The organism is Stenotrophomonas sp. 82F1, from assembly GCF_056861525.1.
In genome coordinates, this window is record NZ_JBSPUD010000002.1 from 102,246 (window position 1) to 114,803 (window position 12,558).

Genomic DNA, 12,558 nt, shown 5'->3' on the forward strand with positions numbered 1-12,558 from the left:
CTTGAGATATTTCCACCCCGATGCGCCGCATCGTTCCACTCATGTGCGCAATATTCACTTGCACGCCAGACAGACAGGTCTAGAATGCGCCGCATGAACCGGATGCCGCTCCTGAAGTTTTTCACCCTGACCCGCGCAAGCGCGGAACGGGCGTGTCTGCCTGGAGCCCCACGAGGCCGCTGATCGCGGCCTTCGCTGGACCATCCACAGAGCGCCCTTTCGGGGCGCTCTTTTCGTTTCCGCCTTCCATCCCTCAACCCGCTCCATCGCAAGGAGAACGTGCCATGCACCAGATCGCCGAGACCGAACGTCAGCCGCACACCCTGTAGCCAACCGGGGTGTGCGGCCCCCCGAAGTTGGCCCAGCAGGAACCCACCTCATGAACACCAATACCCAGACTCTGTCGCGTCTTCGCAACCTCGGCATCATTGCCCACATCGACGCTGGCAAAACCACCCTTACCGAACGCCTTCTGTGGAAGACCGGCGAGATCCACCGCGTCGGCGAAGTGCACGACGGCAACGCGACCACCGACTTCTCGGCGATCGAGCGCGAGCGTGGCATCACCATCGGCGCCGCCGCCGTACACGCGCAATGGGCGCCGCGCGATCTGCCGCTGCATCAGCTGACCCTGATCGACACCCCCGGCCACATCGACTTCGCCATCGAAGTCGAGCGCTCGCTGCGCGTGCTCGACGGTGCCGTGGCCGTGTTCTCGGCCGTGGACGGCGTGCAGCCGCAGTCGGAAACCGTGTGGCGCCAGGCGCGCCGGCATGGCGTGCCGTTGATTGCGTTCGTCAACAAGATGGATCGCATCGGCGCGTCGTTCGAGCGCGTGCTGGAGCAGCTGCAGGACAAGCTGCGGGCGCGCCCTTGGGCGCTGGGCGTACCGTTGGGCAGTGAAGGTGACTTCCATGGCTGGGTCGACCTGGTCGATGGCCGCGTGCTGCACTGGCAGGACGGTGGCGCGGCGACAGTGACGGCATGGAGCGAGGCCGAGCGCGCGCAGTGGCAACCGCAGCGCAATGCGCTGGTCGAGGCCGTGGCCGACCATGACGATGTGCTGGCAACGGCGTGGCTGGAAGGCCGTGACATCGACGCGGCGATGCTGCGCGCAGCGATCCGTCGCGCGACGCTGTCTGGCGCCGGCGTGCCGGTGCTGGCCGGTGCCGCGTTCAAGGACAAGGGCATCGAAACACTGCTGGATGCGGTGGTCGATTACCTGCCGTCGCCGCTGGATCGTCCTGCGGTTACGGCCGAAGGCGAGGGCGGGGACGTCCTGCTGCGGCCGGACCCGGACGGCCCGTTGGCGGGCCTGCTGTTCAAGATCACCCACCAGCAGCACGGCGCACTGAGCTTCGTGCGGCTGTACTCGGGCACCTTGAAGGTGGGCGACAACGTGGCCAGCTCGCAGCACCCGCAAGGGCGCCGCATCAGCCGGCTGGTGCGCGTGCAGGCCGACCAGACCCAGGACATCGCGCAGGCCGTGGCCGGCGACATCGTGGCGGTGCTGGGCTGGAAGGATGCGGTCAGCGGTGAAACGCTGAGCGGGCGAGGGCAGCCGTTGCGTCTGGAGAGCATCCAGGCGCAGGCCCCGGTGCTGGCGTGGCGGCTGGAGCCGGCGCGTGCGGCCGACCTGATCCGATTGGCGCAGGGCCTGGCCAGTCTGGCCCAGGAAGATCCCTCGTTCCGGGTGGAAACCGATGGCGACACCGGTGAAACCCTGGCCTGGGGCATGGGCGAGCTGCACCTGGAAGTGATGGTCGAACGCCTGCGCAGCGAATGGAAGCTGGACATCGGCATTGGTGCGCCGCGCGTCGCGTACCAGGAGACGCCGCAGCGTGCCGTTGAAGGTGTGGTTGGCCGGCTGGTCAAGCAGACCGGTGGCCAGGGCCAGTTCGCGCACGTGGTGCTGGACGTGGCGCCGCGCGACGACGGCGAGGTCGTGTTCAATGACCGCATCGTTGGTGGCGTGGTGCCGCGCAACTTCATCGCTGCGGTGGAGAAGGGCGTTCGTGCCGCGCTGTCGGAAGGCCCCCAGGGCCATCCGGTGGTCGGCATCGAGGTCAGCCTGGTGGATGGCCAGACCCACGCGAAGGATTCGTCGGAGATGGCGTTCCACCGGGCAGGCAGCGAGGGCATCAAGGCCGCGCTGGCGGCCAGCGGCACGCAGCTGCTGGAACCGGTGATGGCGGTGACGGTGCATTCGCCGTCCGCCTCGGTGGGTGACGTGGTGGGCGATCTGAATCGTCGCCATGGCCGCGTGGCCCGCATCGACGACCAGGACGGTCGCGCCGAAGTGAGCGGGTTCGCGCCGCTGGCACAGCTGGTCGGTTACACGACCTCGCTGCGTTCGCTGAGCCAGGGACGGGCCAGCAGCGAATCGCATCTGCACGGCTACGAGCCGGTGCGCGCGTCGTAAGGAAGGAGCAGGGGAGCCCGTTCGCGGGCTCCCCTTTTTGCGTATTGGCGGGGGCTTATCCACGCATGGCGTGGATCTACCCATGGAAGTAGATCCACGCCATGCGTGGATGGGTGCCATCCGTGCGCCACGCACCTGCACTGCATTGCAACAAAACTGCAGAAAAAGCTGGATTAAAGTGATGCCTCACGATAAATTGCGCACCCCCCGTTGCTTGCCGCCGCCCGCACCCTGCCCATGCGTGATGACAATGATCCCGGAACCCTGGAGCTGCCCCTGCCGCGCAAACGCGGTCGGCCGCCCAAGTTCGGGTACGCAATGAGCGACGCGCAGCGGGCTGCACGCTATCGGGCGCGCCGCGCAGGGCAGGCCAACCACGCCGACGTGCGGCACTGCAGCGACATGGTCCTGCTGGACAAGATCCGCGCAGCAGTCAGTGCGCGCGACACCGAGTTGGCCGGCTTCCTGGTCCACGTTCTGTGGCAGCGTTACCCGTTGCAGCTGAAATAAGTCGGCTGCGGGGTGGCCGTTGTCACCTGCCTTGTTGATAATGCGGGATTCAGGTTGTTCCCGCTGGCGCGCCCGGGATGGCAGGCGCGCATGATCGACATGGTTTCCACGATGACCACCACCAGCGACACCACCACCGAAGCTGCGCCGAGCAGCGCGCCCCTGTTCTACACCCGTCCGGTGCCGCTGCAGGCGGATCTGCACGCCGATCTGCGCATCCTGCCGGGCAAGCTCGAGTTCGCTGCCAGCAGCAACTCGATCCCGCTGGTGCTGGGCGAATTCTCGCTGGCGCTGCACCACTTCCCGATCCTGTTCGCAGGCCCGAGCGCGGTGCCGATGGCCGCCGTGGGTGTGACCACCGACAACCTGTTCATCACCGATGGCCTGTGGGACGACGAGACCTACATCCCGGCCTACCTGCGCCGCCATCCCTTCATCTTCATCGACACCGGCGCGGACAATGACTTCCTGCTCGGCATCGACGAAGAGAGCCCGCGCATCGTCCGTGGCGGCGAAGAAGGTCAGCCGCTGTTCGTCGATGGCAAGGCCACCGACATGGTGCAGCAGGCACTCGAGTTCTGCGGCCAGTTCACCCGCGAGCACGAACAGACCCAGGCGTTCTCCAAGGCGCTGGTCGACAACGGCCTGCTGGTCGAGCGCAACGCCACCGTGCGCCTGCCCGATGGCCGCGAGTTCAACCTCAACGGCTTCTTCGTGGTCGACGTGGAGAAGTTCATTGCACTGCCGGACGCGACCGTCGTCGAATGGCATCGCAATGGCTGGCTGGCGCTGATTCACCAGCACCTGATGTCGCTGGGTCGCTTCAACGACCTGACCCGCCGCCAGGCGGGCCGTAACGCCGCCTGATTCAGGCCGCCGGCGTGGCTTCCGTACTCCGGGAGCCACGCCAGCTTTGCATCTCTGCCAGTGCCTGGCGCGCATCGTCCCACCTGGGTGGCACGCAGTCGCCCAACTCCCAGAGCTCACCGGCAAGCGCCGCCATGCCGCCCTCGCCGAGCATCTGCAACACGCCTTGCAGTCGATGCGCGTGATGGCGCAGTCGAGCGGCATCGCATTGATCGATCACCTCCAGCAGGCATTGCACTTCACGATCGATATCGTCTTCGTAGGCGACCACCAGTTCGTCGGCACCACCCGCGCTGGTGCTGGCCGCCACAAGCTGATCCAGCACTTCCAGCAGCGCATCGACCTGCAGCGGCTTGACCAGCACCGCGTCGATGCCGGCCGCCTGGCAGCGCAGCGCGTGGTCGACACCGGTGAAGGCGGAGAGCGCAAGCAGGCAAGTGCGAGGTGCTCCTTCCGTCTCACACAGCCGCAATTGCCGGGCCAGCGCATAGCCATCCATTCCCGGCAGGCCGATGTCGAGCATCACCAGCGGGCAGGGCGCTTCCCTCTGCAGGGCCAATGCCTCGTCGGCATTGGCAGCTTCCTGCACCGTCGCGCCCCAACAGCGCAGCTGGGCTGCAATAACCCGGCGGTTCAGTGCGTGGTCCTCGACCAGCAGGATGCGCGTACCGGTCAGCTGGGGCAGGGTGGGTGCGGCTGCGGGGATCGGCGGATCCTCCCGCACCCGCTGCACGGGTAGGCGAAGAATGAAACGACTGCCACGGCCATGCACGCTATGAACATCCAGAGTGCCGCCCATCGCTTCGGCCAGCGTGCGACAGATCGACAGGCCCAGCCCGCTGCCGCCGCGCTGCCTGCCCGCGTCGGCCTGCTGGAAGGGGGCGAACAGCCCTTTCATCTGCGCTGGCGCGATGCCGATGCCGCTATCGATGACCTCGATCAGCAGTGATGCGGGCTTTGCCGGCGTATCCAGCTGCAGGCGCAGTTCAACGCCGCCTACGTCGGTGAACTTGACGGCGTTGCCGAGCAGGTTGTCGAGCAGTTGCCGCAGGCAGTCCGGGTCCGTTGCCAGCAGTGGAAATGGCGCCTGGGGCGCGGACAGCTGCAGGCGCAGCGCTTTCTTCTGCGCCTCGGGTGCAATGGCCTGCAGCGCCTGCGCGCATACCGCATGAGCGTCGCAGGGCAGCAGCTTCGGCCGGAAAGTGCCGCTGGCCAGAAGGGAAAAATCCACTGTGCGATTGAGCAGTCCGCGCAGTGCCCGGCCCGCATTTGCAGCGGCGGCCACCAGCTCGCGCTGGCCAGCCGGCAATGGTGCCTGGCCCAGCAGATCGATTGACGCCATGACCGCCTGGGCCGAATTGCGCACCTCATGGCTGAGCATGCCGGCCATCTGGATCTGCTTCTGATCAAGCCCCTGCTGCAGGCGTAGTCTGCGTGTGGCCAGCAATGGAAGCGTCAGCAGAACAGCGACCGCAGGCAACAGCCAGAGTGTGGCGGCACTGAACTGGTACCGCAGCGTCTGCGCGAACGCGGCCGGCAGCGCCTGCTGGGCCCAGCGCTGCAGCAGCTGGGCATGTTCTTCGATGGTGATGTCGTCCAGTGCCGCCTCGATGCGCTCAAGCAGCTTCTGGTCTTCGCGCCTGGCAAGCAGGTGCAGCTGGGTTGGAAAACTGGCATCAAGCACCTGCAGGCGCAGGCTGTGGGAGAAGTGCCGTCGCGTCATCGCGCGTGCAGTGGATTCCAGGCCGATCGCCACGTCGGCGATGCCGGCATCCACTGCCGCCAATGCCGAGCGCATGCTGGGCTGGGGCAGGACGGTTACTGCAGGGTGGTGTTCGGCCAGCCACGCTGGATAGGGGCCGCCTTCAACGGCTGCGATCCGCAGCGTGCCGACATCGGCAACCCGGCGCGGCAAGCGCTCACCAATGCGGCCAGCCAGCACGCTCGCGCCACCATGAAAGCTGCGCGAGGGCGCCAGGCTGGGGCAGGGCAGGCGCGCGCCATCGCCATCGCCCTGCACCAGTACAAGGTCCGCCCGGCCGTCACAGACGGCTGCCATCGCTGCGAGGGTGCTGGGAAACGGGACTTCGACGAAGGCCAGGCCGGAATGGCGGGCGACGAGCGCAGCATAGCCATGCGCCAGCGTCTGCAGCACCTCGGGGTCGGTCGCATCTTCGGGGGCGGGATGCAGTGTGGGGCCCGCGGCCACCCGGACCTCGCGTCCAGGCGCCCATACTCCGTGCTGGACATCGCCTGCGGACGTGCAGGGAAGCAGGGTAAACAGCGCCAGCAGCATGAACCTGCGTGCGCGCTTGAACAGCGCAGTCACAGTGCCTCCAACTGCTGGCGCATCGCGAAGATCTCCGCATCATTGCGCAGGCCCAGCTTGCGCAGGGCTGCAATCTTCTGCGTGCTGACGGTCTTGACGCTGCGGTGCCGGTGCAAGGCAATCTCGGAAACGGTCAGCCCATCCAGGACCAGCCGGATGACCTCGCGCTCGTTCCGGCTCAGCGCATCGCAGGGTGTCAGCAGCTTGCACGTCGGCGGTATCCGGCAAAGCCCTTGCGCGACGCGCACGACCGCGTCGGAAAGTTCGGCCAAAGGCTCGGATTTGCCGACAAAGCCACTGAGTCCGGCATCCAGCAGGTGATTGATGATCGCTACCGAGTTCTGCCCCGCGAAGCCAAGCAGCGTTACCTGCGGCAGCGCCTGGCGCAGATGCTGGACGAGCTCGGCGCCGCTGATATCGCCGGGCGCCAGGGTGATGTCGATGATGGCCACATCCGCGTGGCACTGCTGCAGGCCCAGCACGAAGGCCTGGCTGTCACTGTGGCTGGCGACGATCTCGAAGCGACTGTCACTGCCGAGATGAAAGGCCGTGCCACGGCGGACGACGTCATGGTCATCAAGCAGGGCCAGGCGAAGCCGGCGCGGTGCAGGGAATCCGTTCATGCGCAGGAGTGTTGTCAGCGCCGAGTGGCGTGGCGCTCATTCTGGCGCTGCTGTCGCGTCGAGCATCGAAAACGTTCGATTTTTGAGACTTTTCTTAGAGCGTGGTTGGCAGAAGTTGGACTGTTGTGTCGGCAATGGCACGGGGTGCGTGTGGTGCAGTAGCCTGATGCGTCTGCCGGCTTCTGAGTTGCGTCCGCAGGAGTGCGCGGGTTGCGTGTGAAGCGGATGCTGACAATGCGCGGCGCTGGCAGGACGCCAGCATTGAGGGTGGCGCTGAGTACGGGACGCTCAAAGCCGAAGCGGCTGATGGGTCTTAGGGAGTCAATTAACGTGACGCGTCACGGTGACTGGATTGCTGGGCGGTGAATTCTGCAGGGCTGAGGGCTTGGATGACTCTCAGAATTCAACGTTCGCCCGGTGATGCATGCTTGGTTGATTGGGGGTGAGCGTGCGACCGGTGGTCGGCGTGCGCTGTAAGGACGAGTTGTGGTGAGTCTGGATGCTGCCGGAGACCGAGGTGTGCAGCAGCTGGGTGGCTGGGATGGCTGGGGATAGAAGCTGCGGTGATGCTGGGGGTGTCCTGGAGTGGCTGGGTGGATGACGGACCGGATGCCTCGCTGCTATGAACATAATATACATTATGCGAAATGCAACATCCGTCGTGACTGGGTTCGTCGGCTCTGCATGGCAATGCCTGCGGCTCGGGCCCGCCACTTGCCTCCCTGTCGGCTCCCCGGACAAGGATGAGATTGCAGCATGAGCAAGATCGATCCCCATGACCGCATAGATCTAACCAGCCCTTGGGCCGGGGCCACTTTCCCTAGTGCTAGTTTCGACGTCAGGCGCGTGAAGAACAGCGCTTGAATCTTGCTCCCCGGCAATGCTGATCAGCTCAAAATCGACAAATTTCTGATTGGGGAATCGCTTCCGCAGAACGGCATGAAATTGGGACTTGGCCCTTTGCAATGATGCAAGCGTGTCGTCTACATCTTTAATGATGAACTCCGTAGTTCGTACAAGCTCATCAACCACGCGCGGTCCGACTTCGTTACGCAATTCCCCGAAGGTAATTCCCGGTCGCTCGTGAAGAGCCTTAGCTTCAGCTGCCGGCTGGTATTGCTCCAGATGAACCCTGGAGCGGCGGTCGATTGCCTTCATAAGGTTATGGAAGCGTCGCTCCTCTAGCCATAAGTCAGCGACTGTCTGTTGGCCCTCTTTGTCGGAAAGAAAGCTGAGGCCGTCGAAGTTGAATCTCTCTCGATCCACATCCTCTGGAAGGCTCGGCGCCAGCATTATTCCGGCGGCAGGCCGCCGATCACGAATCGGATCTACGTAGCTTGCCTTGTAGCCACCAACGATATCCATCATTCGGAATAGGCACTGAAGCGCGGCGCCTGCTTGTGCAATCTCCTGCTGCCGCCTGTCCCTATCCTTCTCCTTTTGCTGGAGCCGAAATGCGAACATGGCACCAAAGAAAGACGCCGCGACCGTGGCGATCGCTGAAAGATAGTCCTTCTCCAAGATGCTCGAAATCACTTGGCCGATGGTCTCTTGCGCCTGGCGTATGAGCTCGTACGCGCTCTCCATTTCAATACTCCACTCGTTGAAGGACTACTTGCACGCGGCCCAAACTTTGTCATCCATGCGGCGGCTAATTTCGAAGGACCGCCTCATGCCTGCCGCCTCGTAGGCTCGCGCACGCTCGGCCTTAGCCACTTCGCACGCACCGGGGTCGCGGTACTGCGAAATGTGGTGAAGCTGGGCGCCGCCGTTGTTGCGGCTGTTGCGGCGATAGACCTGCTGAGGCGGCTGGAATTGGATGGCCGCCGCATTCTGCTGCCGCATGGCGTCTATGCGTTGCTCATTGGCAGTGACTGCATCTGACCTGGGCGCGACTTCAACGTCCCACGTCTTTGCAGGTGCACCATCGGCGCATGGCATCGACTGATACTCAGTCCCGGCCTTGGTAACGCACTTGTAAATCTGCTGCTGGGCGGCAACCGAGCCAGCAACTGCACTTAGCAGCAATCCTGCCGCAATCCTTGTGAGCATCACTTCTTCCCCCCTTAAACTGATCTTACGTTCTGGCTTTAACCTTGGCTATGACGCCGAAAAGCTCGATCCAACCATTGGGCAACTCAGTAGCGAATATCGAACAGTCGGCTCATGGGTGGACTATAAGGGCAATCGCACCCAGGGCCGCAAGGCCCAGTGGCCGCGAGGGATATGGCAGCGAGTCTCTGCTTCGAGCGGAGAAATCGAGCGCCCCGGCTCGTAGATGCGGGGTTTGACCTTAGCAGCCATGATTGCCCTCCCCGCTCTTCGGGCAACGCTCGGTCCACCTCTGGCGAGTCTCGACCCATACGAACTGAATCAGAAGACTGATCGGAGCGACCGAAACAATCAGAATCGCCAGCAGGAGCATCAGTGCCAAGATGTACGCAACGGCCACAACAAGGGCAAGAGGGGGCTCGGTCATGTGAGAATCCTCCGGACGACAGGGGCGCCGCAGGGGGGGGGGGCATGAAAAGCATCGTAAACCACACGATCAGTACGCTTGGGGTTGTACTGTGGACGATTGGGGTGTTTGCGGCTGGAGCTATCGCCAGTTGGTGGGCATTCGGAGTGCCGAGAGGCGTTGACTTGGCAGCTGACACCGGCAGTACGGCTGATTGGGTGGCCGCGATTTGTACGGGAATGGTTGGGATCGGTGCGTGCTGGTTCGCCTTCGAAGCCAACCAGCATCGGCGTGACGAGATGGCGCGACAAGAGCTCAAAGAGAAGATGGCTAAAAACGCTAGACTTGCGTTAATTCTGGCAGTGGCCAATACCGCGGGCGTGATTGGAAGCAGGATGGAGGACTTCGTCATGCCGGATGGTGATGATGAGCCCACCTTCGAGCTGATGAAGGTAATGCTCCATGTGATCCGGAAGTCGCTCAGCCGCCACGATTTGGCTGGCTTGGAACGCAGCTTGCTCGACGACGCATCCTTGAACGCTCTCAGTGCGCTTGAGCTTCGTCTCATGCAGTTTGAGGACGTTGCACAGTCGACCATCGCTCACTACGAGTCCGACCCTGACAGCTTCGACCCCGCCGACCTGGAGCCGCTTGAGCCTCTGGTTGACGCGGGCAGGCACCTCGCAGAGGCGGGCAATAGGCTGAGGACGCTGGTAAGTGTGCTTCGCGAGGACGTTTAACGAGGTCGTTCTAATTGGAGGTGTGCCCGCCATCCTGAGTCGGGGTTCGGTTTTGCAGGCAGGACGGCCCGCCGGGTCTGAGAGAGTATCGATTCAATGGAGGCGATTCCGCCGAGGCGCCCCCCCCTGTGCCCCGGCTACAATGCGCGAAGGACGCCCTGGGGGAAACATGGAACGCGAGAGACAAGAGCCCGCATTCAGTGCGGCGGACCTACAAGATGTCCGTTTCTGCAGCCAGCGGGAGCATTCCGTCAAATAGGTGGATTCGGCCGCTGGGCCGGGATGAGCGCTGCATTTATGGACGAAGGCTCCAGAGAATTGAAGGCGGCTGACGGGATGGCTCCAACGATCCCTGCTGATGCCTTGCGTCAAGTCGCGAATATCCCGACTTTGAACAGCCCTGCATCACTACCCTGCTCTACTCAACACGATACCGCCCCGGGAACATTCAATCATATTTTGACCAAAGCGGAGGGCAAGTAATCATGCACGAAATCATCTGTCCGCACTGTGGAAAGGCATTCAAGATTGACGAGGCGGGATACGCTGACATCTTGAAGCAAGTCCGCGACGGCGAGTTTGAGAAGCAGCTTCGTGAGCGACTCGAGCTGGCTGAACATGACAAGCGGAACGCCGTTGAGCTTGCCCGAGCAAAGGCTGCCAGTGAGTTGCAGGGTGCTGCAGCAGCTAGGGATGCTGAAATCCAACACTTGAAGGCCCGCCTGGATGCAGGTGAGGTTACGAAGAAGCTTGCAGTTTCCGAGGCCCTTGGTGCGGTGCAGAAAGAGCGCGACGAGTTAGTCAATGAGCTGGCGCGGGTAAAACAAGACGGGCAAGCCGCATCTGCGCTGGCCGAGGCGAAGCTGTCAAGCGAACTGCATAAGACTGCGTCAACAAAAGATGCAGAAATACAGAGGCTGACGGCTAAACTCGATGCGATCGAGCTTGCTCAGAGGCTGGCGATTACTCAGGCCGTCAGTGGCGTTGAAAAGGAGCGCGACGAACTGAAGAGTGGTCTAGAGCGAGCGGAGCTTCAGCAACAGATTTCCGAAAAATCGCTCAAAGACAGGTACGAGACGCAGATTAAAGATCGGGATGACATGATCGAGCGCCTCAGAGACATGAAGGTGCGTTTGTCAACAAAGATGGTCGGCGAAACCCTAGAGCAGCACTGCGAAACCGAGTTCAACCGTATTCGGTCAACAGCATTCCCTATGGCGTACTTCGAGAAAGACAATGATGCCCGGAGCGGAAGCAAGGGCGACTATATTTTTCGCGACTCAGACGATTCAGGGACTGAAATCGTATCGATCATGTTCGAAATGAAGAATGAGAATGACCATACCGCCACGAAGAGCAAGAATGAGGACTTTCTAAAAGAGCTCGACAAGGATCGTAATGAGAAGGGGTGTGAGTACGCGATATTGGTATCCCTCCTCGAGCCGGACAGTGAGCTTTACAATACCGGAATTGTCGACGTATTTCATCGGTATCCGAAGATGTATGTGGTCCGGCCGCAATTCTTTCTTCCGATCATTACGCTGCTTCGAAATGCAGCGATGAACTCGCTAAAGTACAAGTCAGAGCTTGCGCTGGTTAAAGCGCAGAATATTGACATCACAAATTTCGAAGCCGGGCTTGAGGGCTTCAAGTCCGCTTTTGCGAAGAACTACGATCTCGCCTCCCGACGCTTCAAAGCGGCAATTGAGGAGATTGATAAGTCGATTGATCACCTTCAGAAGACGAAGGATGCTTTACTAGGAACGGATCGGAACCTTCGCCTCGCAAATGATAAGGCACAAGATGTGACAATCAAAAAGCTCACTCGAGGAAACCCGACGATGGCAGCCAAGTTTGCGGAGCTGCAGACCAAAGGCTCACCTGGCAGCGAGCCTGATCAAATCAATGAGGATGGTTGAAGAAGACGAGCGGAGTGGCGAATTCTGGTTAGGTCTATCGATCCGGGCAAGGGAGAGGGCGGCGGCTCGCCCCCTCCCGAGCATCTGCGAAGGTGAGACGCCCTAGAGCTGCGCGAATATTTGAGTCATGCCACGATCACCCCTGCGATAGCCCGGAAGCTCTCCATGGAAGATCTCTTCAGTGATCACTAGATCGCGGATCTTGGAGAGGTCGCAGAAGTCCCATTCATGACCGGGCGTAACGTGGCCGCCCCGAACTTGATAACAACGCATGACTTCGTTACCCGCTCGTGAGATGCCAATGGCACACGGTCGCGCCTCGCGCGCGATGCCATCATATGTGAATGCAATTAAGCGACGCCCTTCGATTGCCGATATTATTTTGTCGCGCATGACTGCCTCCTTTGCTGTCAATGCTGGCGATAGGTTCGGCGCGTAACGGGCTGCTTTGTGCCCGTCCCTGCCGTCGAACGCTCTTCAGCCCAGTTAGTGGGGCTAGAAGAACTCTATCCAAGCCATGCCTGGCCCGCAACTCATCGCAAAGCTTGGCCTCGCAGGGGCATTGACGATCTCAGCTCGGTCACCAGCATGACGCATATGCCCTGCCATTGCTCCCGCTATTGGCGCCGCGGCAAGAAAGCACCTGCCTAGTCGAAACTGCCGACAGCCCCTGCAGGCCAAGCGTCTCCC

The 12,558-nt window shown here is 62.0% G+C and carries 11 protein-coding genes; 5 read left to right on the forward strand and 6 right to left on the reverse strand.

Going from position 1 to position 12,558, the window contains the following annotated elements:
- The first annotated feature begins 379 nt into the window (after positions 1-379).
- The 3 genes from fusA to AC13GI_RS02890 all read left to right on the forward strand — a co-directional run bounded on the left by fusA (position 380) and on the right by AC13GI_RS02890 (position 3,799).
- Positions 380-2,422 carry an elongation factor G gene (gene fusA / locus AC13GI_RS02880; protein WP_482995427.1) on the forward strand — a complete coding sequence of 681 codons (2,043 nt, stop codon included), beginning with the start codon at positions 380-382 and terminating at the stop codon, positions 2,420-2,422.
- A gap of 237 nt (positions 2,423-2,659) precedes the next feature.
- A complete protein-coding gene (locus AC13GI_RS02885) occupies positions 2,660-2,932 on the forward strand; it encodes a hypothetical protein (RefSeq protein ID WP_099818767.1) in 273 nt (90 codons plus the stop codon).
- A 111-nt stretch (positions 2,933-3,043) separates the two neighbouring features.
- Entirely contained in the window at positions 3,044-3,799 is a 756-nt protein-coding gene (locus AC13GI_RS02890; protein ID WP_099818768.1) for a SapC family protein, read from the forward strand.
- A gap of 1 nt (position 3,800) precedes the next feature.
- On the opposite strand, the gene AC13GI_RS02895 is transcribed toward AC13GI_RS02890, so the two are convergent.
- The 5 genes from AC13GI_RS02895 to AC13GI_RS02915 form a co-directional block, all read right to left on the reverse strand.
- On the reverse strand, positions 3,801-6,128 hold the full coding sequence (locus tag AC13GI_RS02895; protein WP_482995428.1) for an ATP-binding protein: 2,328 nt from the start codon (positions 6,126-6,128) through the stop codon (positions 3,801-3,803).
- Positions 6,125-6,751 (reverse strand): response regulator, encoded by a 627-nt coding sequence (locus AC13GI_RS02900; protein WP_380652228.1) that lies wholly within the window; start codon positions 6,749-6,751, stop codon positions 6,125-6,127. Before AC13GI_RS02900 ends, AC13GI_RS02895 begins: the two co-directional genes overlap by 4 nt.
- Positions 6,752-7,540: 789 nt before the next feature.
- Complete coding sequence (locus tag AC13GI_RS02905) at positions 7,541-8,338, reverse strand: hypothetical protein (protein WP_482995429.1); 798 nt, start codon at positions 8,336-8,338, stop codon at positions 7,541-7,543.
- A gap of 24 nt (positions 8,339-8,362) precedes the next feature.
- The gene (locus tag AC13GI_RS02910) at positions 8,363-8,803 is read right to left on the reverse strand and encodes a hypothetical protein (RefSeq protein ID WP_482995430.1); all 441 of its coding nucleotides are present in this window, start codon (positions 8,801-8,803) and stop codon (positions 8,363-8,365) included.
- A gap of 241 nt (positions 8,804-9,044) precedes the next feature.
- Positions 9,045-9,230, reverse strand: coding sequence for a hypothetical protein (locus tag AC13GI_RS02915; protein WP_482995431.1), 186 nt, complete (start codon positions 9,228-9,230; stop codon positions 9,045-9,047).
- Positions 9,231-9,274: 44 nt separating this feature from the next.
- Here AC13GI_RS02915 and AC13GI_RS02920 point away from each other — a divergent pair, with 44 nt between their 5' ends.
- A complete protein-coding gene (locus tag AC13GI_RS02920; protein WP_482995432.1) occupies positions 9,275-9,949 on the forward strand; it encodes a hypothetical protein in 675 nt (224 codons plus the stop codon).
- 485 nt (positions 9,950-10,434) lie between these two features.
- The gene (locus AC13GI_RS02925; protein ID WP_482995433.1) at positions 10,435-11,868 is read left to right on the forward strand and encodes a DUF2130 domain-containing protein; all 1,434 of its coding nucleotides are present in this window, start codon (positions 10,435-10,437) and stop codon (positions 11,866-11,868) included.
- A 102-nt stretch (positions 11,869-11,970) separates the two neighbouring features.
- Here the strand turns inward: AC13GI_RS02925 and AC13GI_RS02930 are convergent, their stop codons facing one another.
- Positions 11,971-12,261 (reverse strand): hypothetical protein, encoded by a 291-nt coding sequence (locus AC13GI_RS02930; RefSeq protein WP_482995434.1) that lies wholly within the window; start codon positions 12,259-12,261, stop codon positions 11,971-11,973.
- Positions 12,262-12,558: the final 297 nt, after the last annotated feature.

Coding starts and splice junctions, on each gene's coding strand:
- AC13GI_RS02920 (WP_482995432.1), top strand. CDS start 9,275: ATGAAAAGCATCGTAAACCACACGATCAGTACGCTTGGGGTTGTACTG.
- AC13GI_RS02930 (WP_482995434.1), bottom strand. CDS start 12,261: ATGCGCGACAAAATAATATCGGCAATCGAAGGGCGTCGCTTAATTGCA.
- AC13GI_RS02885 (WP_099818767.1), top strand. CDS start 2,660: ATGCGTGATGACAATGATCCCGGAACCCTGGAGCTGCCCCTGCCGCGC.
- AC13GI_RS02925 (WP_482995433.1), top strand. CDS start 10,435: ATGCACGAAATCATCTGTCCGCACTGTGGAAAGGCATTCAAGATTGAC.
- AC13GI_RS02915 (WP_482995431.1), bottom strand. CDS start 9,230: ATGACCGAGCCCCCTCTTGCCCTTGTTGTGGCCGTTGCGTACATCTTG.
- AC13GI_RS02905 (WP_482995429.1), bottom strand. CDS start 8,338: ATGGAGAGCGCGTACGAGCTCATACGCCAGGCGCAAGAGACCATCGGC.
- AC13GI_RS02910 (WP_482995430.1), bottom strand. CDS start 8,803: ATGCTCACAAGGATTGCGGCAGGATTGCTGCTAAGTGCAGTTGCTGGC.
- AC13GI_RS02900 (WP_380652228.1), bottom strand. CDS start 6,751: ATGAACGGATTCCCTGCACCGCGCCGGCTTCGCCTGGCCCTGCTTGAT.
- fusA (WP_482995427.1), top strand. CDS start 380: ATGAACACCAATACCCAGACTCTGTCGCGTCTTCGCAACCTCGGCATC.
- AC13GI_RS02890 (WP_099818768.1), top strand. CDS start 3,044: ATGACCACCACCAGCGACACCACCACCGAAGCTGCGCCGAGCAGCGCG.